Here is a 278-nt window from a genome sequence, read left to right as displayed (position 1 = left end):
GCAATTTCATGGTGGCTTCGCTGTCGGGGCAGGACATTCCCCCGCTCACCGAAACACCGGTCGACTGCTGATCACTTCTGACGTGATCGAAGTCCCGGTCGCTTGATCCGTCGCAGCCAATTCCCATTTTCGAAAAAATTTTACGTACGCGTACAGAGTCCCTCTTGAATTCCGCCCCCGTCATCCGTATCTGTACGTCATGCCGTACATGTACGGAAATGCTGGAGACGGAAAATGAAGAAGACCATCCTCACCCTCGCCGCCGTGCTGGCTTTCTC

1 protein-coding gene is annotated in these 278 nt (G+C 54.3%); it reads right to left on the bottom strand.

The annotated features are described in order from the left end of the window. Positions 1-184: hypothetical protein (locus tag EN852_RS42105; protein ID WP_210238357.1), on the bottom strand; the 184-nt coding region annotated here is incomplete at its 3' end. Positions 185-278 lie beyond the last annotated feature (94 nt).

The sequence above is a fragment of the Mesorhizobium sp. M2E.F.Ca.ET.209.01.1.1 genome, assembly GCF_004010375.2.
GTDB lineage: Bacteria > Pseudomonadota > Alphaproteobacteria > Rhizobiales > Rhizobiaceae > Mesorhizobium.
This window is presented reverse-complemented; position numbering and strand designations above follow the sequence as displayed.